This window comes from Pseudoxanthomonas sp. SGT-18 (genome assembly GCF_003931645.1).
GTDB lineage: Bacteria > Pseudomonadota > Gammaproteobacteria > Xanthomonadales > Xanthomonadaceae > Pseudoxanthomonas.
In genome coordinates, this window is the sequence record NZ_RRYJ01000008.1 from 39,703 (window position 1) to 56,867 (window position 17,165).

The window sequence follows — 17,165 nt, forward strand, 5'->3', positions numbered from 1 at the left end:
CCGCGTCGCTCATTCCCGGAACCGGACGCGGACCGAGGCGGCGCTGCGTTCGGCGGGGCCGTGATGCACGGCCTCGATGTTGTTGCCGTCCGGATCAAGCACGAAGGCCGCGTAGTAGCCCGGGTGGTAGGGACGCAGCCCCGGGGCGCCGTTGTCGCGGCCGCCGGCCGCCAGCGCCGCGGCATGGAAGGCGTCGACCGCGCCACGGTCGGCGGCCTGGAAGGCCAGGTGCACGCGCCCGGTCAGCTCGCCGGCGGCGGCCTCGCTGTCGATCGCCGAGACGAACAGCTCGTCGATCCAGAACCAGCCTTCGCCGCTGCCGCCGAGGGGAATGCCGAGCGCCCCGGCCACCGCGGTGTAGAAACGCTGGCTGGCGGGCAGGTCGCGCACCACCCGCTGCAGGTGGTCGACCAGGCGGCCACGGTGAAGCTCCATCGTCTCCATGTCGGGCTCCGGCGGATCGGTGCAGCGGTTCAGCGGCGCGGACGGTCCGGGGACATGCGCTCGTAGTCCTCCGGCACCGCGTGGTTGCGCTCCGGATCGGTGTCGGGCATGTCCGGGCCCTTGTGCCGGCCCTTTTCGTTGGCGTAGCGGTCCGGGGTGTTCGGCTTGTCCTGGTCGGCGGCCGGGCGCTTGTCGCGGGTGCTGTGGGTTTCGGGCGGGGCAGAGGGACGGGTCATCCGGATCTCCTGGGCTACTTGCGCGGGCTGGCCGTGGCGTCGGGCTGCGGCTCGGCGGCCGGGCGCGGCTTGCCATCGTGTTCGTGCGCGCTGCCGGGGGTCAGGTGCTGGTGGCGCGCGGCCTGCAGTTCCTGCGCGGTGACGTAGCCGTCGCCATCGGCATCGTGGGCGGCGAAGTCCTCGGCGGTGCGCTGGCTGCCGGCGGTGAACTCGGCCAGCGACAGGCGGCCGTCGCCATCGACGTCGGTGCCGGGCAGCGCATCGGCCTGCCCCGGGTGGCCGGCGTGCGCCTCCTGCGGCGCCGTGGTGGCGGGCGGGTCGACGTCCTGGTCCTGGGCCAGGGCAGGGCCGCAGCCGAGCACGCCGGCCAGGGCCAGGATGGCGGGCAAACGGGTTTTCATGGCTGTTCCTCGCGGCGTGGGCGGCATGGCCGGACCGCCATCTGCGCACGCCGGGCGTAAAGACGGGGGCGAGGAAACGTGAAGGCCGGCCTCAGGACGCCAGCGCCAGGGCGGCCACGTCGATGCCGGCCGCTGCCGCCGCGGCCGCGGCCTCTTCCAGCGCCCAGACCTCCACGCTTTCCGGCTCGCACAGGCCGAAGGTGCAGCTGGTGGCCACGTCGGCGGCATCGCGGCCACGCGCCACCGGCACCCGTGCCGGGCAGGCGCCGCCGGTGCGCGGATCGAACGCATGCCAGCGGCCGTCGAACCAGGCCTCGATCCAGGCGGGAAAGCGCGGTTCCGGGGTGGTGCCAGGCGGCGGATAGCCGGTGCAGTAGCGCGCCGGCACGCCCACGCCGCGGCACAGGGCGATGGCCACGTGGGCGAAGTCGCGGCACAGGCCCTGGCCGTCCTGCAGGGCGCGCAGCGCGCCGCGGGTGCAGGCGGCGGTCTCCGGGACGTACTCGATCGAGCGCGCCACGTGCGCGCAGATCGCCTGCACCCGCACCCGGTCCGAGGGCAGGTCGCCGAAGCGGGCCTGGGCATGGCGCAGCAACGGGCGTACCTCGCAGTGGCGGCTGGGCTGCAGGAACGGCCCCAGGTCCTCCGGCGCCGGCGCCACCGCCGGGCGGAAGCTGCCGTCGCGCACCAACGCCTCGCCGCGCAGCACCAGCAGCCCGGCCGGCGCCAGCAGCCGGGTGCAGGTATTGCCGAAGCGGTCGCGGTAGCGGTGCAGCGGCACCTGCGGCGAAGTCCATGCCGTCGGCCCGGACAGCAGGCGGTGGGCCTCGCTGTCGGCCACGTCGAGCATCGCCACCATGGGGGTGGACTGGGCGAAGCGGTAGGCGATGCGGAAACCCAGCCGGAATGGCATCGGGGCGGCCCGAGGGGGAAGTGGTGCCATTGGGCCGGGCGCGCGCGCAAGGGCGCGTGAAGCGGCGCGGGTGACGGCCGCTTCACGCCCGCCGCGCCAAGGTCGCCGGATCTTCGCCAGGAGTTCCCATGCGCCACCAGCGACTACGCTTCGGCCGCGGTTTCCGCGTGCTGTTCGAACACCGTCGGGTGCAGGCGGCGCAGATGGTGCTGGCGCCGGGCGCCAGCGAGGGCGGGGAGGGCAATCGCCACCGCGGCGCCGACCAGTGGCTTTACGTGGTTTCCGGCAATGGCGTGGCGATCGTCGCCGGGCGCCGGCAGCGGCTGGCGCCCGGCAGCCTGCTGCTGGTTGAGCGCGGCGAGGAGCACGAGATCCTCAATACCGGCCGCACCCCGTTGCGCACGGTGAACTTCTACGCGCCGCCGGCGTACACCGGCGCCGGCAACGAGCGCCCGGCCGGACGCCCGCGCTGAGCCGTCAGTGCACCGCGACCACGCGGTTGCGGCCGTCCTGCTTGGCCCGGTACATGGCGCGGTCGGCGCGGTTGAGCAGGTGCTCGCGGTCCTCGCCCAGCTGGCGCACGGCCACGCCGGCGCTGAAGCGCACCTCGATGCGCCGGCCCTCGTGCAGCAGCGGGCGCGCCGCCAGGGTGCGCTGCAGGCGCTGCAGCAGCGCGGCGGCCTCCTCGAGGGTGGTGCGCGGCAGCACGACCACGAATTCCTCGCCGCCGTAGCGGGCCAGCAGGTCGTCCTTGCGCAGGCCTTCGCCCAGCACCTGCACCACGTGGCGCAGGGCGGCATCGCCGCCGGCATGGCCGAAGCTGCCGTTGAGCCGGCGGAACTCGTCCAGGTCCAGCACCGCCACCGCCAGCGGCCAACCCTCGCGCTCGGCCCGCGCCAGCAGCTGCGGGTACTGCTCCTCCAGGCCGCGGCGGTTGAGCGCGCCGGTCAGCGGGTCGCGGCTGGCCAGTTCGCCGATGTCGCGCAGCTGCGCTTCCAGCTCGCGCACGCGCGCCTCGGCCGCCTCCACGTCCGCGCGCGCGGCCTGCAACTGCTCGTGCGAGCGCAGCGCCTGTTCCTGCAGGCGGCGGGTGTCGTCGAGCACGTCCTCCAGGCGGTGGCCGAGGTCGGCGATGGTGCGCGCCTCGCGGATCGCCGCCAGGTGCGCCTGCAACCGGTCCTGGTACTCGCCGGCGCGGGCGGCCATGCCGTCCAGGCTCTCGACGAAGGACACCATCATCACCCGCATCGCGTCCTTGGACTGTTCGATGCCCTGGCGCAGCAGGCCCTGCTGGTAGGCCAGCTCGCGCAGGCCCTGGCGGGTGGCTTCCAGGGTCTGCAGGTCCGGGTCCTGGCCCAGCAGGCGGCGCACCGCGGCGACCTGGCCGCGCAACCAGCTGCCGTCGTCCAGCAGTTCGAACAGGTTTTCCAGCAGCAGATCGAACAGTTCCAGCAGCAGGCGCTGCTGTTCGGCGGCCTCGCCGGCGTGCACGCCGACCTGGTGGCACAGCTCGCGCACCCGGGTCGCCAGCGGCGACAGGTCCGCGCCGGGCGACCAGCGCTTGAGGTCGCCGGCCAGGGCCGTCGACTCGTCGGCCAGGGCCGGCAGCGGCCGCAGCAGCGAGGCCAGGGCCACGCCCACCGCCTGCCGCAGCAGGTCCCGCAGCTGCTCGGCCTCGGCCGCGGCCGGCGCATCCAGGGCGGCGGCGAAGTCGCGCAGGTACTTGTCCAGGAACTGACGCAGCACGCGCGCGGCGGTGGCCCAGTCGGCGGCATCGGTAGCCGAGGCCAGGCGCCGGCCGAGGTCGCCCAGCTCGCCCGGCAGCGTGGCCATGCCGCGCGCGAACACGGGCAGCACGTTGCCGGCGTCGGGGACGACGCCGTCGCTGGGGACGGAGCGCACTGCGGACTGGCCGCTGGCGGCTCCGCGGTCTCGGAGGGACATGCGCATGGCTCTCGGGCGCGGAACCTGGCTGGAGGAACGCCTCGTTAGCGGCCGCCGGCGGCCGGGGTTTAGCCCGGGACGGACCTTTCCACGGGCGCTGGCGCCGGTTGTGCGAGGCTTGACGCCCCTACCCACGACAGGAGAACCCATGGATATCGGCATGGTCGGACTTGGCAGGATGGGCGGCAACATGGCCCTGCGCCTGGCCCGTGGTGGCCACCGGGTGGTCGGCTACGACCCCGGCGCCACCGCCCGCGGCGCGGCGCCGGAACTGGAAACCGTCGAATCGCTGCAGGCCCTGGTCGAGGCGCTGCCGGCCCCGCGCGCGGTGTGGCTGATGGTGCCGGCCGGCGCCCCGGTCGACTCCACGCTTGACCGCCTGCTGCCGCTGCTGCAGCCGGGCGACGTGGTGGTCGACGGCGGCAACTCCAACTACCGCGACAGCGAGCGCCGTGCCGCGCGCTGCCGCGACGCCGGCGTGCATTTCCTGGACTGCGGCACCAGCGGCGGCGTGTGGGGCCTGCAGGAAGGCTACAGCCTGATGGTCGGGGGCGAGGCCGAGGCGGTGGCGCTGCTGCGGCCGGTGCTGGAGACCCTGGCGCCGGCGCCGGACCGCGGCTGGGGCCACGTCGGGCCCAGCGGCGCGGGACACTTCACCAAGATGGTCCACAACGGCATCGAGTACGGGATGATGCAGGCCTACGCCGAAGGCTTCGCCATCATGCAGCGCAAGGAATCGATGGCGCTGGACCTGGCCCAGGTCGCCAGGATCTGGCAGCACGGCAGCGTGGTGCGTTCCTGGCTGCTGGACCTGGCGACCGATGCGCTGGAGCGCAACCCGACCCTGGAGGGCATCGCCCCCTACGTGTCCGATTCGGGCGAAGGGCGCTGGACCGTGGCCGAGGCGATCGACCTGGACGTGTCGGCGCCGGTGATCACCCTGTCGCTGCTGGAGCGGCTGCGCTCGCGCGAGAACGATTCCTACGCCGACAAGCTGCTGGCGGCGTTGCGCCAGGGCTTCGGCGGGCACGGCATCCGCCCGGGCTGAGCCGCGCTCAGCCGGAGTATTCGAAGGCCACCTCGCGGCGGCCGGCATCGCTGCGTTGCGCCGCCTCGATCAGCGCCATCGCCAGCAGCGCGCTCTCGGCAGTCACCGGCGGCAGGCCGCCGTGCAGGATGGCGTCGCGCACGCCGGCGTAGTACGCCGGCCAGTTGCCGGGCAGCGCCGGCGCGGCCGCGTCCTCGGCGACCGAGCCGTCGGCGCCCACCCGCAGCAGGCTGCCCGGGCGTGGGTCGCGTCCCCACCCGCCGTGGCTGGGACGCAGGCCGGCGCGCAATGCGTCCTCCTGCGGATCCAGGCCGTGCTTGATCCAGCTGCCGGCGCTGCCGTGCACGGCGAAGCGCAGGCCGTGGCCGGGCACCAGCGAGCCGCCATGCAGCAGCACCCGCAGGCGTGGATAGCGCAGCTGTACGTGGAAGTAGTCCACCGCGGTGGCGCCGTGGCGCTGCATGCCCAGGTCGGCGGTCACCGCCAGCGGCGGGCCGAACAGCTGCAGCGCCTGGTCGGCCAGGTGCGGGCCGAGGTCGTACCACAGTCCGGCGCCGGGGCCGGCGCGGTCGCGCCAGCGGTCCGGCACCTGCGGGCGGAAGCGGTCGAAGTGCGAGTGCAGCTCGGCCACCTCGCCCAGCGCGCCGGCGTCGAGCAGGGCGCGCAGGGTGAGGAAGTCCGCGTCCCAGCGCCGGTTGTGGAACACCGACAGCACCTTGCCGGCCTGGCGTGCCGCTTCCGCCACCGCGCGGGCCTCGTCCAGGTGCAGGGCGAACGGCTTGTCCACCACCACATGCTTGCCCGCCTGCAGTGCGGCGCGCGCGATCGGCGCGTGGCTGTCGTTGGGCGTGGCCACCACCACCAGGTCCACGGCCTGGTCCTCCAGCACTTCGGCCACCTGCGCGCAAACCCGCGCCTGCGGATGGTCGGCGGCAATCTCCGCGGTGCGACTGGACACCACGCTGTGCAGGCGCAATCCGGGCGTGGCCGCGACCAGCGGCGCGTGGAACACGCGGCCAGCCAGTCCGTAGCCGACCAGGGCGACGTTCAGGACATCCGGGCTCATGGAAGCGATTCCAGCGGCAATGCGCCGATTAGACGTGCGCATGGCCGCCATCGCAACTGGTTCAGGCGCTTGAACCAATCACGAATCCATCGCGCGCGGTTCACCCGTGCTGGACGCTGCCCTGGCGGAGACTGGCCGCCCATTCGCCAAGGAGCCAGACCCATGCGCAAGAACGCCACCGTGCTCGCCGCCACCTTTGCCGCCCTGCTGTTCTCCGGTGCCGCCATGGCCGGCGACAACGATCCGCAGAAGAAGAAGGCCGCCGACGCCGATTCCAGCCAGCCGGTGTCCGACACCTGGATCACCACCAAGGTCAAGTCCAGCCTGCTGGCCGACAGCGACGTGTCCGGCACCAAGATCGAGGTCGACACCGTCGACGGCGTGGTCTACCTGACCGGCACCGTCGGCAGCCAGGCCCAGGCCGACGAGGCCAAGCGCATCGCCGGCGAGATCGACGGCGTGGCCAAGGTCGACACCAGCCGCCTGAAGGTCGACGCCCAGGCCTCGCGTTGATCGGCCTGCTGTTTTTTGCGGCACCCGTCACGGGTTGCCGCCGCGGCGCGGGGCCACGGCCCCGCGCCCTTCTTTTGTCCGCGGCACGGCGCGTGCCGCGGACAGCGGGCGTCAAGGGGCCGCGGTGGCCGCTCCGCTAGAATCGCCGCACCCCCGCACTGCCCGCACCGATGCCGACCACCCTTCCCGCCGACCCGCGGGTCGAATCCCTGATCCCGCGCATGACGCTGGAGGAAAAGGCAGGCCAGCTCGGCGTGTTCGCCGACATGGTCCGCCCCTTCGCGCCGGACGTGAATCCCGAGACCAACGTGCGCAATGCCGCCGAAGTGCTGGAGCAGGTGCGCGCCGGCCGCGTCGGCACCCTGTTCAACGGCGTCGGCGCCGAGGCCGGGCGCGAGATCCAGCGCGTGGCGGTGGAGGAGAGCCGGCTGGGTATACCGGTGCTGCTGGCCGCGGACGTGATCCACGGCATGCGCACCGTGTTCCCGATCCCGCTGGGCGAGGCCGCCAGCTTCGAGCCGGACCTGGCCGAGCGTACCGCCCGCGCCACCGCCATCGAGGCCACCGCCGCCGGCATCCACTGGACCTACGCGCCGGCGGTGGACATCGCCCGCGACCAGCGCTGGGGCCGCGGCGCCGAGGGCGCCGGCGAGGACGTGTACCTGGGCTGCCGCTTCGCCGCCGCGCGCGTGCGCGGTTTCCAGGGCCCGGACCTGCGCGCGCACGATTCGTTGCTGGCCACGGCCAAGCACTTCGTGGCCTACGGTGCGGTGAGCGCGGGCCTGGACTACAACTTCGTCGAGATCGCCGAAGGCACCCTGCGCGACGTCCACCTGCCGCCGTTCAAGGCAGCGGTCGACGCCGGCGCGCTGGCGGTGATGACCGCCTTCAACGACATCAACGGTATCCCGGCCAGCGCCAACCACGCGCTGCTGACCGGAGTGCTGCGCGGGGAATGGGCGTTCGCCGGCGTGGTTGTGTCCGACTACACCGCCGACATGGAGCTGATCGCGCACGGCTATGCCGCCGACGAGCGCCACGCCACCGAGCTGGCGTTCTCCGCCGGCATGGACCTGAGCATGCAGAGCGGCTTCTACGCCGCGCACCTGCCGGCGCTGGTGGAATCGGGCCGCATCCCGATGGAGAAGCTGGACGCGGCGGTGCGCCGGGTGCTGTCGCTGAAGGCGGCAATCGGCCTGTTCGACGACCCCTACCGTTCGCTGGACCCGGCGCGCGAGGCCGATGCCTCCTGGCGCGAGGCGCACGAGGCCCTGGCCCGCGATGCCGCGCGCCGCTCGATGGTGCTGCTGAAGAACGAGGGCGGGCTGCTGCCGTTGCGCCGCGACGCGCGCATCGCCCTCATCGGCCCGTTCGCGCGCGACCTGGACAACATCGAAGGCTGCTGGACCCTGTTCGGCGACCGCAGCCGCTACGTCAGCCTGGAAGCCGGCCTGCGCGCGGCGCTGCCGGACGGCGGCGCGCGCCTGCGGGTGGTGGATGGCTGCGGGCTGGAGGCGCCATTGCAGGGCGGCATCGAGGCCGCGGTCGCGGCCGCGCGCGAGGCCGACGTGGTCGTGCTGGCGGTGGGCGAGCCGCAGCGCTACAGCGGCGAGGCGCAGTCGCGCACCCAGATCGTGCTGCCGCCGGCGCAGCAGGCGCTGGCCGAGGCGGTGGCGGCCACCGGCACGCCGGTGGTGGTGCTGCTGCGCAACGGCCGCGCGCTGGCGCTGCAGGGCGCGGTGCGCGACGCGCAGGCGATCCTGGTCACCTGGTTCCTGGGCAGCCAGACCGGGCACGCGGTGGCCGACGTGCTGTTCGGCGACTACGGCCCTTCCGGGCGCCTGCCGGTGAGTTTCCCGCACGATTCGGGGCAGCAGCCGTACTTCTACAACCACCCGCGCACCGGCCGTCCGGAACTGCCGGACATGAAGGAGTTCAAGGCGCGCTGGCGCGAGCACCCGCACCAGGCGCTTTATCCCTTCGGCCATGGCCTGACCTACGGCCAGGTCGAGTACGGGCCGACCACGGTGGAATCCCCCGCGGTGGCCTGGGACGGCGAGGCGGTGTTGCGCGCGACGGTGCGCAACAGCGGCACGCGCGCGGTCGAGGAGGTGGTGCAGCTGTACGTGCACGACCGCGTCGCCAGCCGCGTGCGCCCGGTGCGGGAACTGAAGGGTTTCGCGAAGCTGGCGCTGCAGCCGGGCGAAGCACGCGAGGTGGAATTCCGGCTGTCGCGCGCGGACCTGGCATTCACCCGCGCCGACGGCACGCAGGGTGCCGAGCCGGGCTGGTTCGACGCCTGGATCGCGCCTTCGGCGGTGGCCGGCGAACCTGCCGCGTTCGAACTGCTGCCGCCGCAGGGCTGACGCGCGGACGCCACGCCGGTGGCCGGCATGGCGTCCCTGGACGAGGTATCGGGCAGGCGCCGCGAAGACTACATGCCGTGCGGATCGGCGCCGCGTTCCCAGGCACGCAGCACCGCCTGGCGCGCGCGGGTCCAGTCCAGCCGCGACTTGCCCTTGCGGGTTTCCCATTCGCGCCGCAGCTGCTCCTCGGCGGCGGCGAACTCGGCGGCCGGGTCGCGTTGGCGGAAGGCATAGCCGGTCTCGTACGCGGCGGCGTAGTCGTCGTAGGTATCGCCTTCCATGTAATAGGGCTCGCTGCGGTACTGCTGGTTCCAGTAACCGGAGTCGGGGAACTGCTCGGTGGCCGTGCGGCCGGGCACCTGGTAGCCGGGCGTGCTCATCGGCGTCTCCTCTGCGGTGGGTGGAACGCCACGCTATCGGGGGCGGCGTTAAACAGGCCGATCCGGCGGGTGAGCGCGGTGTTAGGCATTCAGCTGGCCGCGCTGCTGGCCTCGTACGGCAGCAGGATGGCGCCGGTGCGCACGATGGCCGCGTCGGCCACCGCCAGCTCCTGCTCGTCGCCGTCGACCACCAGCAGCACCTGCCCGTCCTCGATCGCCTCCTCGAACTTGCGCCGCACCGGATCCTGCACGGTCGCGCCCATCAGCGCCGACGACCAGCTGCCGACCGCGGCGCCGACGCCGGTCATCAGCGCCGCGCCGGCCAGGGTGATGCCCAGCGGCGGCACCGCCACCGCGACCAGGCCCGCGACCAGCCCGATCGCGCCGCCGCCGGCGGCACCGCGCAGCGCCGCGGGAACCATGTCGGTGTGCGCCTCGCGCAGGTCGTCCGGCACCGAATCCATCTCGATGTCCGCGCGCGCGATCAGCGACAGGCAGTCGCGCTCGATCCCGGCGTCGTGGGCGGCGCCCAGCGCGGCCTGCGCCGTGGCCAGGTCGGGGGTGGTGTAGATGCGCCGCTGCTTCATCGCGGTGTCCTCCTGCTTCGGATGCAGGGGAATGTGGAGCGCGCGCGGTGACACCTGCGTGAGCGGGCGCCGCGCGCGTTCAGGCGGCGTCCTGCGGCTCCGCGTCGGCGTCGGCGGCGTCCGGGCTGTGCCGCGAGACGATGCCCGCCGCGGCCAGGTCTCCGGTGACGTTGCCGGTGGTGGCGAACACGTCGGGGATGGTGTCCACCGCCAGCAGCAGGCCCAGCGGTTCCACCGGCAGGCCCATGGACTGGGTCACCGGCAACACCGTGGCCATGAAGCTGACCTGGCCGGGCAGGCCGACCGAGCCCAGGCTTATCACCACCGCCAGCGCGGCGCCGGCGGCCAGCTGCAGCGGGGTCAGCTCGATGCCGTAGGCCCAGGCCACGAAGCACGCCGCGGTGACGTACTGGATGGGACTGGTGATGCGGAACAGGGTCACCGCCATCGGCAACACCAGGCCGGCGACCGCGCGCGGGATGTGCAGGCGCTCGCGCGCGCTTTCCAGCATCGCCGGCAGCGTCGCCAGCGAGGACTGGGTGCTGGCGGCCACCACCTGCACCGGCAGCGCGGCCCTGGCGAAGGCCAGCGGCGAGCGGCCGGCGAACAGTGCCACCAGCAGGTAGCAGATCGCGGTCGCGCCGAGGTACAGCCCGCACTGCAGGCCGATGTAGCCGGCCAGCGCGCCGACCACGCCCAGGCCCGCCTGCGCGCACACCGCCAGCATCAGCGCGAACACGCCCAGCGGCGCGGCCAGCAGCACCCAGTGCACGATCACGATCATGGTGTCGGCGATGGCCTGGCACAGGCCGGTCACCTGGGCGCGGCGCTCGGCGGCGATGCGGGTGAGGGCGAAGCCGAAGAACAGCGCGAACACCACCAGCGGCAGCATCGCGCCCTGGGCCGCGGCCATGATCGCGTTGGACGGGATCACGTTGCCGATCCACTGCGCCAGCGTGGGCGCGGTGCCGGCCTCGACCGCGGCGGCGCTGCCCTGCAGGGTGGCGGCCAGCTGCGGGTCGGGCGCGACCCAGGCCAGCACCGCCGGCGCGGCCAGCGCGGCGTAGCCGGAGAACAGCGACAGCAGGACGATGAACACCACCATCGCGCGCCGCGCCACGCGCCCGGAGGCGGCGGCGTTGGCGGCGTTGGCCACGCCCAGGATCACCAGCGACAGCACCAGCGGCACCACGGTCATCTGCAGGGCGCTGAGCCACAGCCGGCCGATCGGCTGGGCGATGGCGGCGGCGGTGGCGGCCGCCGCCGCGCTGGTCGCGGCAAGGACCAGGCCGGCGATGGCGCCGGCGGCCAGCGCCAGCAGCACCCGCGCGGTGGCGCCCGGCCACCTCATCGCGCCGACCCCGCGGCCGGCAGGCCCCAGCGCGGCGCCAGGCGCGCGTACTCGGCGCGCGGCAGCAGCACCAAGCGCGGCTGCGCCGCCGGATCCAGCCAGGCCAGCAGGCGGCGCATGTCGGCCTCGGCCATCGCGGTGCAGCCGGCGGTGGCTTCGCCGGGCTGGCGCCAGAGGTGGGCGAAGATGCAGCTGCCGGCACCGGGCGCGTTGTCCGGGTTGTGCGCGATCACCAGGCCCAGGCGGTAGCGCGGGTCGCCGTCGTGGTGCAGGTCCAGGCGCATCGGCTCGCTGGAGCCGGCCACCGCGGCCTCGCCGACCTCGCGGGCGTCGACGATGCGGTTGTAGTGCGGCGACTCCGGCACGTCCATGCACCAGTGGCTGGCATCCATCTGCCGGTAGGGCAGGGCGGTGGCGACCTCGCCGGCCGGCAGGTAGCCGAACGCGCTTCCCAGCGCGAACACGCCGGCCGGGCTGCGGCCGTCGCCCTCGCGTTTGGCCGGGCCTTGGCCCTGGTCGGCGGCCGGGTGCAGGCCCTGGCCCCAGGCCGCGCCATTGCGGCCGATGGCCACCGCGAAGTGGCCGGCCTCGCGCCAGGGCGATTGCGCGCCTTCGCGTTCGTAGTAGCGCAGGGTGCCGGTGGCGGCGTCCCAGCCGGCGGTGGTCACCACCACCAGCTGGCGCGGCGCGGGCTCGCCGGCGCCGGGCAGCGCCGCCAGCACGGTCGCGGCCACCAGCAGCAGGGCCAGGGCCGCCAGCAGGCGCAGCGACGGGGGCAGGCGGTGGGTGCCGGGATGCGGGGCCATGGCTCAGCTCTCGATCAGGTGCTGGATGCGTTCGAGGTTGATGTTGAGCTGGCGGTGCCGGTCCGGGTTGGCCTGGCACAGCAGCACGAACAGGAAGTCGAGCAGGTATTGCAGCGAGGAGCGGTACAGCAGCTGGGCCACGTGCGGCGCCGGGTCGTGCGCGGACACCACCAGGGCGGCGTCGGCCTGGGCGCGCAGCGGGTTGGCGGTGTGCCGGGTGATCGACACCACCTTGCCCTCGCAGGCCTGGAACTGGCGGCTGAGCTGGTGCAGCGGCGCCAGCTGGCCGAACTCGGAGAACAGCAGCAGCACGTCGCCGGGGCGGGCCGCGGAGATGTTGGCCATCATCAGGATCGGGTCGGCGTGGTGCACCACCAGCACCCCCAGCAGCGACAGGCGCATGGCGAACTCGCGGGCGAACAGGCCGTCGTCGCCGAGGCCACAGACGAACACCTTGCCGGCGCCGTCGAGCATGCCGACGATGGCCTCGATCCGCTCGCGCGGGTTGATCAGGCGGGTCTCCTCCTCGGCCGCGGCCTTGGAGCGGCGCAGGGTTTCCTCCAGCCGCGCGTAGGCATCGCCGGGCTCCTCCGGGACCCCGGCCGGGGCGTCGCCACCGTTGCGCGCCAGCGCCTGGCCGATGCTGAACTTCAGGTCCGGGTAGCCGCGGAAGCCGAGCTTCTGGCTGAACTTGACCACCGAGGACTGGCTCACGCCCAGGGCGCTGGCCAGCTGCTGCGAGGAGTAGTCACGCAGCAGGTGGGCGTTGTCGAGGATGAAGTCCGCGATGCGGCGCTCGATCGCCGACATCTGGTCGCGTTCGGAACGGATCTTTACCAGGGGCGGCATGGCGGCGATCTTCATCCGGAGTGCCGGCACGTGGCAACCGGCGCTCAGCGCGCCAGCGGCTCCAGGCCGCGGATCTGGCGGATGCCCAGGCCCGGCGCCTCGGTGATGCTGATCTCCGACTCGTTGAAGATGACCCCGCCCTCGACCGGGTTGAACTGGCCCAGCGAGGGGCCGTCCAGGTCGACCTTGCTGATCGCGTCGGCCTTGGCCACCGCCAGGTGCACCGCCGCGGCCACCGAGATGGCCGACTCGATCATGCAGCCGATCATGCACTGCACCCCGTAGATGGAGGCGATGTCGGCGATGCGGATGGCGTTGGACAGGCCGCCGGTCTTCATCAGCTTGATGTTGATGATGTCCGCGGCGCGGCGCTGGATCAGGTCGAACACCTGGTCCGGGCCGAACACGCTCTCGTCGGCCATCACCGGGGTGTGCACGCGCTCGGTGACGTACTTCAGGCCCTCGATGTCGGCGGCCTTGACCGGCTGCTCCAGCAGCTCCAGCAGCACGCCGGCGTCCTCCAGCGCGCGCATGGCGTAGACCGCCTGCTTCGGGGTCCAGCCCTGGTTGGCGTCCAGGCGCAGCAGGGCGCGGCCCTCGACCGCGGCGTGGATCGCCTTGACCCGCTCGATGTCCAGGCCGATGTCCTTGCCCACCTTGATCTTCAGCGAGTCGAAGCCGCGCTCCACCGCCGAGATCGAGTCGGCCACCATCTTGTCGATGTGGTCCACCGAAATGGTGATGTCGGTGGTGATCACCGGGTCGCCGCCGCCGAGCATCTTGTACAGCGGCGCGTCGTACAGCTGCGCCCACAGGTCGTAGACCGCGATCTCCACCGCCGCCTTGGCGCTGGTGTTGCGCTCCAGCGCGCCCTGGATCAGGCCGCAGATGCGGTTGAGGTTGGCGATCTCCTGGCCGATCAGGCGCGGCTTGATGAAGCGCTCGATCGCCTCGGCGATCGAGCCGTGGGTGTCGCCGGTGATCACCGCGGTGGCCGGCGCCTCGCCGTGGCCGGTATGGCCGGTGTCGGTGCGCACCAGCACCACGATGTCCTCGACCGTGTCGACCGTGCGCAGCGCGGTCTTGAACGGGGTCTTCAGCGGCACGCGCAGCATGCGCAGTTCGATGTCGGTGATCTTCACTTGGGCTTTCTCAGCGGGAAGGGCGCGGGCGGACGCGCTGGATGCTGGTCATGCGGTCCACGTAGGTCTGCTCGTCGTTGAACAACAGCGGGTCAAGCGGGGTGAGCGACACGCCGTTGAGGCCGGCGGACACGCGGCCGCCGTCCGGGCCGCGCCAGCCGCCGCCGTTGGTGTCGTGGATGACGTAGGCCATGCCGTCGCGATGGCCGATGGCCATCATCACGTGGCCGGGGATGTAGACGAGGTCGCCGACCTGCAGCCCGCGCACCGCGGCCTGGCGGCGCGCCGGGTCGTCGCCGGGCTCGAAGCCGATCCGGTCCAGCGCCGGGCTCACCGCCTGGTCGCGGGTGTTGCGCGGCATGAGGATGCCGAAGCTGCGGTAGACCTCGGACACGAAGCCGCTGCAGTCCCGGGCGTCGTAGGAATGGCCCCAGCCGTAGCGTTCGCCGAGGAACTTGAACGCCTGGGCGATGAGGTTGGCCGGGGTCAGCGGCAGGTAGTCGGCGGCGACGTCGGCCGAGCGCGGGACGAGGGCCGGCACGAACTCCAGGCTGCCGTCGGCGCGGCGCGCCGGCAGGTCGACCACGTGCGAGGCGTAGGGATGCTGGCCGTTGACCGTGCGCGACGGGTCCAGCCCGGTGCGCAGCGGCAGGCGCAGGCCCATGTCCAGCTGCAGCGCCGACACCCGCGGCTCCTCCGGGGTGTAGGTGGTGCGGACGGTGGCGCCGGTGACCACGATGTACGGCGTGCGGCTGGCATAGCCCAGTACTTCCTCGCGCGTCCCGATGGCCACGTGCCGGGCCTCGATCCACGCGGAGTAGCGCTCGGAGGCCACGAACAGCCATTGCCGGCCGCGGCTTTCGTGCAGCACCGCCACCGCGTCGCCGGGGAACAGCGCCGATTCCTGGAAGCGGTCGATGTCGGTGTCGCCGGGCGAGGAGAACACCCGCAGCGAGGTCGGGAACGCGCGCAGCGCGGCGCGGTGCACCACCAGGCCGTAGCGCAGCGGGCGGCTGGCGGGGATCGCGTCCAGCGCCAGCTCGCGCTGCAGTGCCGCCAGGGTGCGCGCCGGCACCGGCTGGCCGCGTTCGTCGTAAAGGGTGCGCGCCGGCGGCGAGGACAGCTTTTCCACCTGCGCGCGCACGAACTGGCGCGGCAGCGGATCGGGCAGGGCGGCGATGTCCTGGATCGAGGGATCCTCGGCGCGCATGCGCGCGTTGAGCGCGGCGATGCCCTCGCGGTCCAGGAGCACCTGGTGTGGCTGTTCCAGCCTGGCGATCCAGCTGGCCGGGTCGAGGTCGGACAGGCGCACGCCGACCACGGCGGTGTGCCCGTCCGCGTCCGGGGACAGCGACCAGGCCGGCGCTGCAGCCAGCAGCAGGCTGGCCAGCAGCGGAGCCGCCAGCCGGGCCACGCGCTTGCGAACCGGGGTGTTCCGCGCGGATAGCGCTTTCATGGTGACGGCCTCCCCTTGGGCGGGTGTTCCGAAAGAATAGTTATTCCAGCTATTCAGTACGTCAAGAATAAATTATTGACCGCGCCCCCGGTGCGTGTTACATCGGCATTACCACCGCACCGGGAAGTGTCGTCGTGGAAGCCTCTCCTCGCCAACCAGCGGCACACGCCAACGCGCGGACCCCGGTCCGCGGCGGGCGCGCATCCCGCCTGGCCGCCGGCCTGCTGCTGTGCCTCGCGCTGGGGAGCGTGCAGGCCCGCGCGGGCGATCCGCTGCCGGAGATCGTGGCCGCGGTGGACGCCGGCCGCTTCGCCGAGGCCGAGGCCCGGATCGCGGCGCTGCTGTCGCAGGGCGATGCCGCGCAGCGGCGGGCGCTGGAGTTCGAGCGCGAGCGCATGCGCCGCATCCGCCTGGACTTCAGCCTCGACCGCGCGGCGGTGCTGGCACAGCTGCGCCGGCAGATCCCGGACCTGCGCGAGTCCGAATTCGACGCCTGGGACGCGGCCGGCCTGGTCGAGCACATGGACATCGACGGCGAGCGCCGCTGGTTCAAGCGCTCGGTGTCCAACCTGTTCCGGCTCAGCCCCGAGGCCGCGGCACGCCGCGCGCCGCCGGTGCGGCCGTTCTCCGAAGGCCCGTTCGAGCGCCTGCATCCGCACCACGCCGAGGTGCTGGCCGCGGCCGCCGGCGGCGCCACCAGCGTGGCCCCGCGGCGGCTGGAAGTGACCCAGTCGCTGGTCGTGGACGCCGACGCGGTGCCGGCGGGGGAGACCGTGCGCGCCTGGATCCCGTACCCGCGCGCGATCCCGGGGCAGCAGGAAAACATCCGCCTGGTGCGGACTTCGCCGGCCGGCGGCCAGGTCGCGCCGGAAGACGCGCCGATGCGCACCGTGTACCTGGAAGGCCGCGCCGAAGCCGGCAAGCCGACCGAGTTCTCCATCACCTACGAACTGACCGTGTACGCCCGGCACTTCGCGGTGGACCCGGACAAGGTGGTGCCGGTGGACCGCACCGACCCGGAGCTGGCGCCGTACCTGGCCGAGCGCCCGCCGCACGTGGTGTTCACCCCGCAGCTGCGCGCGTTCTCGCGCCAGGTGGTGGGCGGGGAGACCAATCCGTACCGCATCGCGCAGAAGCTGTTCGCCGCGGTCGACCGCATCCCCTGGGCCGGCGCGCGCGAGTACTCGACCATCTCCAACATCAGCGACTACGCGCTCAACGCCGGCCATGCCGACTGCGGCCAGCAGACCCTGCTGCTGATCAGCCTGCTGCGGCTCAACGGCATCCCCGCGCGCTGGCAGTCCGGCTGGACCTACTCCGACGAGGACGTCGGCTACGACAACATGCACGACTGGGGCTGGCTGTACCTGGCCCCGTACGGCTGGCTGCCGATGGACGTGACCACCGGCCAGCTCGACAGCGACGACCCGGCGCTGCGCTGGTTCTACCTGGGCGGCCTGGACGCCTACCGCATCGCCTTCAACGACGACTACGCGCGCGACTTCGTGCCCGCCAAGACCCATTTCCGCTCCGAGACCGTGGACTCGCAGCGGGGCGAGGCCGAATGGCGTGGCGGCAACCTGTACTTCGACCAGTGGGACTACCGGTTCCAGTGGCGGATGCTGCCGCCCGAAGGCGGGCGGACGGGCGGGGATTGACCTCA

At 73.1% G+C, this 17,165-nt stretch carries 18 protein-coding genes; 5 read left to right on the forward strand and 13 right to left on the reverse strand.

Annotation, left to right across the window (positions count from 1 at the left end):
* Positions 1 to 9: 9 nt before the first annotated feature.
* The 4 genes from EIM47_RS11530 to EIM47_RS11545 all read right to left on the reverse strand — a co-directional run bounded on the left by EIM47_RS11530 (position 10) and on the right by EIM47_RS11545 (position 1,994).
* Complete coding sequence (locus EIM47_RS11530; protein ID WP_125076971.1) at positions 10 to 444, reverse strand: VOC family protein; 435 nt, start codon at positions 442 to 444, stop codon at positions 10 to 12.
* Between the two features lie 29 nt (positions 445 to 473).
* Entirely contained in the window at positions 474 to 680 is a 207-nt protein-coding gene (locus EIM47_RS11535) for a hypothetical protein (protein ID WP_019397203.1), read from the reverse strand.
* Between the two features lie 14 nt (positions 681 to 694).
* Positions 695 to 1,081: a hypothetical protein gene (locus EIM47_RS11540; protein ID WP_164514597.1), complete on the reverse strand. Its 387-nt coding sequence runs from the start codon at positions 1,079 to 1,081 to the stop codon at positions 695 to 697.
* 91 nt (positions 1,082 to 1,172) lie between these two features.
* Positions 1,173 to 1,994 carry a transglutaminase family protein gene (locus tag EIM47_RS11545; protein WP_125076973.1) on the reverse strand — a complete coding sequence of 274 codons (822 nt, stop codon included), beginning with the start codon at positions 1,992 to 1,994 and terminating at the stop codon, positions 1,173 to 1,175.
* Positions 1,995 to 2,122: 128 nt separating this feature from the next.
* Here EIM47_RS11545 and EIM47_RS11550 point away from each other — a divergent pair, with 128 nt between their 5' ends.
* On the forward strand, positions 2,123 to 2,467 hold the full coding sequence (locus EIM47_RS11550) for a cupin domain-containing protein (protein ID WP_125076974.1): 345 nt from the start codon (positions 2,123 to 2,125) through the stop codon (positions 2,465 to 2,467).
* A gap of 4 nt (positions 2,468 to 2,471) precedes the next feature.
* Here EIM47_RS11550 and EIM47_RS11555 read toward each other — a convergent pair whose 3' ends face one another.
* On the reverse strand, positions 2,472 to 3,896 hold the full coding sequence (locus EIM47_RS11555; RefSeq protein WP_240626223.1) for a GGDEF domain-containing protein: 1,425 nt from the start codon (positions 3,894 to 3,896) through the stop codon (positions 2,472 to 2,474).
* A 190-nt stretch (positions 3,897 to 4,086) separates the two neighbouring features.
* Here EIM47_RS11555 and gnd point away from each other — a divergent pair, with 190 nt between their 5' ends.
* Positions 4,087 to 4,986 carry a phosphogluconate dehydrogenase (NAD(+)-dependent, decarboxylating) gene (gene gnd / locus EIM47_RS11560; RefSeq protein ID WP_019397208.1) on the forward strand — a complete coding sequence of 300 codons (900 nt, stop codon included), beginning with the start codon at positions 4,087 to 4,089 and terminating at the stop codon, positions 4,984 to 4,986.
* 7 nt (positions 4,987 to 4,993) lie between these two features.
* On the opposite strand, the gene EIM47_RS11565 is transcribed toward gnd, so the two are convergent.
* A complete protein-coding gene (locus EIM47_RS11565) occupies positions 4,994 to 6,052 on the reverse strand; it encodes an oxidoreductase (protein ID WP_019397209.1) in 1,059 nt (352 codons plus the stop codon).
* A gap of 162 nt (positions 6,053 to 6,214) precedes the next feature.
* Here EIM47_RS11565 and EIM47_RS11570 point away from each other — a divergent pair, with 162 nt between their 5' ends.
* Together EIM47_RS11570 and EIM47_RS11575 are read left to right on the forward strand one after the other, a co-directional pair.
* Positions 6,215 to 6,565, forward strand: coding sequence for a BON domain-containing protein (locus EIM47_RS11570; protein ID WP_019397210.1), 351 nt, complete (start codon positions 6,215 to 6,217; stop codon positions 6,563 to 6,565).
* Positions 6,566 to 6,735: 170 nt separating this feature from the next.
* Positions 6,736 to 8,931, forward strand: coding sequence for a glycoside hydrolase family 3 N-terminal domain-containing protein (locus tag EIM47_RS11575; protein WP_125076976.1), 2,196 nt, complete (start codon positions 6,736 to 6,738; stop codon positions 8,929 to 8,931).
* Positions 8,932 to 8,999: 68 nt separating this feature from the next.
* Here EIM47_RS11575 and EIM47_RS11580 read toward each other — a convergent pair whose 3' ends face one another.
* The 7 genes from EIM47_RS11580 to EIM47_RS11610 all read right to left on the reverse strand — a co-directional run bounded on the left by EIM47_RS11580 (position 9,000) and on the right by EIM47_RS11610 (position 15,502).
* Positions 9,000 to 9,311, reverse strand: a complete 312-nt coding sequence (locus tag EIM47_RS11580) for a hypothetical protein (protein WP_019397212.1) — start codon at positions 9,309 to 9,311, stop codon at positions 9,000 to 9,002.
* An 89-nt stretch (positions 9,312 to 9,400) separates the two neighbouring features.
* Positions 9,401 to 9,898, reverse strand: a complete 498-nt coding sequence (locus EIM47_RS11585; protein WP_019397213.1) for a hypothetical protein — start codon at positions 9,896 to 9,898, stop codon at positions 9,401 to 9,403.
* A 79-nt stretch (positions 9,899 to 9,977) separates the two neighbouring features.
* A complete protein-coding gene (locus tag EIM47_RS11590; RefSeq protein WP_125076977.1) occupies positions 9,978 to 11,249 on the reverse strand; it encodes a dicarboxylate/amino acid:cation symporter in 1,272 nt (423 codons plus the stop codon).
* Entirely contained in the window at positions 11,246 to 12,055 is an 810-nt protein-coding gene (locus tag EIM47_RS11595) for a L,D-transpeptidase family protein (RefSeq protein ID WP_019397215.1), read from the reverse strand. The genes EIM47_RS11590 and EIM47_RS11595 overlap by 4 nt, the downstream gene beginning before the upstream one ends.
* A gap of 3 nt (positions 12,056 to 12,058) precedes the next feature.
* Positions 12,059 to 12,904, reverse strand: a complete 846-nt coding sequence (locus EIM47_RS11600) for a MurR/RpiR family transcriptional regulator (RefSeq protein ID WP_026010208.1) — start codon at positions 12,902 to 12,904, stop codon at positions 12,059 to 12,061.
* Between the two features lie 44 nt (positions 12,905 to 12,948).
* Complete coding sequence (locus tag EIM47_RS11605) at positions 12,949 to 14,046, reverse strand: dipeptide epimerase (RefSeq protein ID WP_125076978.1); 1,098 nt, start codon at positions 14,044 to 14,046, stop codon at positions 12,949 to 12,951.
* 10 nt (positions 14,047 to 14,056) lie between these two features.
* The gene (locus EIM47_RS11610; protein WP_125076979.1) at positions 14,057 to 15,502 is read right to left on the reverse strand and encodes an SH3 domain-containing protein; all 1,446 of its coding nucleotides are present in this window, start codon (positions 15,500 to 15,502) and stop codon (positions 14,057 to 14,059) included.
* A 221-nt stretch (positions 15,503 to 15,723) separates the two neighbouring features.
* On the opposite strand from EIM47_RS11610, the gene EIM47_RS11615 reads away from it, so the two are divergent.
* On the forward strand, positions 15,724 to 17,160 hold the full coding sequence (locus tag EIM47_RS11615) for a transglutaminase domain-containing protein (protein WP_026010209.1): 1,437 nt from the start codon (positions 15,724 to 15,726) through the stop codon (positions 17,158 to 17,160).
* The last annotated feature ends 5 nt before the right edge of the window (positions 17,161 to 17,165 follow it).

Excerpts from the sequence above, each read along its gene's own strand:
- EIM47_RS11530 (WP_125076971.1), bottom strand. The coding sequence starts at position 444 with ATGGAGACGATGGAGCTTCACCGTGGCCGCCTGGTCGACCACCTGCAG.
- EIM47_RS11535 (WP_019397203.1), bottom strand. The coding sequence starts at position 680 with ATGACCCGTCCCTCTGCCCCGCCCGAAACCCACAGCACCCGCGACAAG.
- EIM47_RS11540 (WP_164514597.1), bottom strand. The coding sequence starts at position 1,081 with ATGAAAACCCGTTTGCCCGCCATCCTGGCCCTGGCCGGCGTGCTCGGC.
- EIM47_RS11545 (WP_125076973.1), bottom strand. The coding sequence starts at position 1,994 with ATGCCATTCCGGCTGGGTTTCCGCATCGCCTACCGCTTCGCCCAGTCC.
- EIM47_RS11550 (WP_125076974.1), top strand. The coding sequence starts at position 2,123 with ATGCGCCACCAGCGACTACGCTTCGGCCGCGGTTTCCGCGTGCTGTTC.
- gnd (WP_019397208.1), top strand. The coding sequence starts at position 4,087 with ATGGATATCGGCATGGTCGGACTTGGCAGGATGGGCGGCAACATGGCC.
- EIM47_RS11565 (WP_019397209.1), bottom strand. The coding sequence starts at position 6,052 with ATGAGCCCGGATGTCCTGAACGTCGCCCTGGTCGGCTACGGACTGGCT.
- EIM47_RS11570 (WP_019397210.1), top strand. The coding sequence starts at position 6,215 with ATGCGCAAGAACGCCACCGTGCTCGCCGCCACCTTTGCCGCCCTGCTG.
- EIM47_RS11575 (WP_125076976.1), top strand. The coding sequence starts at position 6,736 with ATGCCGACCACCCTTCCCGCCGACCCGCGGGTCGAATCCCTGATCCCG.
- EIM47_RS11580 (WP_019397212.1), bottom strand. The coding sequence starts at position 9,311 with ATGAGCACGCCCGGCTACCAGGTGCCCGGCCGCACGGCCACCGAGCAG.
- EIM47_RS11585 (WP_019397213.1), bottom strand. The coding sequence starts at position 9,898 with ATGAAGCAGCGGCGCATCTACACCACCCCCGACCTGGCCACGGCGCAG.
- EIM47_RS11590 (WP_125076977.1), bottom strand. The coding sequence starts at position 11,249 with ATGAGGTGGCCGGGCGCCACCGCGCGGGTGCTGCTGGCGCTGGCCGCC.
- EIM47_RS11595 (WP_019397215.1), bottom strand. The coding sequence starts at position 12,055 with ATGGCCCCGCATCCCGGCACCCACCGCCTGCCCCCGTCGCTGCGCCTG.
- EIM47_RS11600 (WP_026010208.1), bottom strand. The coding sequence starts at position 12,904 with ATGCCGCCCCTGGTAAAGATCCGTTCCGAACGCGACCAGATGTCGGCG.
- EIM47_RS11610 (WP_125076979.1), bottom strand. The coding sequence starts at position 15,502 with ATGAAAGCGCTATCCGCGCGGAACACCCCGGTTCGCAAGCGCGTGGCC.